Source organism: Micromonospora sp. NPDC049366 (assembly GCF_044466625.1).
Classification (GTDB): Bacteria; Actinomycetota; Actinomycetes; order Mycobacteriales; family Micromonosporaceae; genus Micromonospora.
The window spans coordinates 1-1,005 of sequence record NZ_JBITMV010000064.1 but is presented as its reverse complement, the minus strand read 5'-3'; the positions used below and the strand labels follow the sequence as shown (position 1 = coordinate 1,005).

Genomic DNA, 1,005 nt, shown 5'->3' with positions numbered 1-1,005 from the left:
CGCGTTGGGCTTGAGGGGCTCCCACCAGGTCCGGTTGTCGCGGTACCAGGCGACGGTCTCGGCCAGGCCGTGGTCGAGGTCGATGCTGGGGGTGTAGCCGAGCTCCTCGTGGATCTTGGTGATGTCCAGGGAGTAGCGGCGGTCGTGGCCCTTACGGTCGGCGACCGCGACGACCCGGTCCCAGCCGGCGCCGCAGGCCTCCAGGAGCCGGCCGGTGAGCTCCTTGTTGGTCAGCTCGGTGCCACCACCGATGTTGTACACCTCGCCGGGGCGGCCCTTCTGCTGCACCAGGGCGATACCCCGGCAGTGGTCGTGCACGTGCAGCCAGTCCCGCACGTTCCCGCCGTCGCCGTACAGCGGCACGGTGCCCCCGTCGAGCAGATTCGTCACGAACAGCGGGATGACCTTCTCCGGGAACTGGTACGGCCCGTAGTTGTTCGAGCAGCGGGTCACCACCACGTCCATGCCGTGGGTGCGGTGATAGGCCAGGGCGAGCAGGTCCGAGCCGGCCTTCGACGCCGAGTACGGCGAGTTCGGCGCCAGCGGCCACGTCTCGGTCCACGACCCGGAGTCGATCGACCCGTACACCTCGTCGGTGGACACGTGCACGAACCGGCCCACCCCGTGGCGCAGCGCCGCGTCCAGCAGCGTCTGCGTGCCCAACACGTTCGTGGTCACGAACGGGGCCGCCCCCGCGATCGACCGGTCGACGTGCGACTCCGCCGCGAAGTGCACCACCACGTCGTGACCGGCCATGACCTCGTCGACCACCACCGGGTCGCAGATGTCACCCTGCACGAACCGCAACCGCGCGTCCGCGCGCACCGGGTCCAGGTTCGCCGGGTTCCCCGAATAGGTCAGCTTGTCCAACACCGTCACCACCGACGGCTCGATCGACGGCACGCCGGCAGCGCTGCCCAGGGGCTTGCCCAACAGCAGCCGCACGTACTCCGACCCGATAAACCCGGCTCCGCCGGTGACGAGGATCCTCACGGGTCCGGAAGT

At 69.7% G+C, this 1,005-nt stretch carries 1 protein-coding gene; it reads right to left on the bottom strand.

Annotated features, from left to right (window positions below):
* On the bottom strand, positions 1–993 hold a 993-nt coding region (gene rfbB, locus ACIBTV_RS31445; RefSeq protein WP_396710828.1), incomplete at its 3' end, for a dTDP-glucose 4,6-dehydratase.
* Positions 994–1,005 lie beyond the last annotated feature (12 nt).